This window comes from Mesorhizobium sp. WSM4820 (assembly GCF_055811075.1).
Map to the genome: position 1 here is coordinate 1 of NZ_JBVVQN010000108.1, position 271 is coordinate 271.

At 65.7% G+C, this 271-nt stretch carries 1 protein-coding gene; it reads right to left on the reverse strand.

The features are described from left to right. Positions 1-271 (reverse strand): adenine nucleotide alpha hydrolase family protein (locus tag AC0L2R_RS33920; RefSeq protein WP_473514142.1); only part of this gene is annotated, 271 nt, incomplete at both ends.

The window sequence follows — 271 nt, forward strand, 5'->3', positions numbered from 1 at the left end:
GGTCTTCACGGTGGCGATCGCGTTGCCCGCATAGATCGGCCGGGTGAAGCTGTCCGGTCCCTCGACCGACAATATGTCGCTGATCTGCATCACGTCGATGAGGGCCGCGACACGCGGGGCGATGTTCTTGCCGGTGGTGGTCGACGGCGCCAGGAACGCGTCGTGATGGCCCATCAGCTCGGCGATCAGCGGCGCGACGTTTTCCGCCAGCGCATTGGCATAGGCCGCATCGTCGGCGACATGGACCTTGCCGACGCCCGCTATCTTGGCG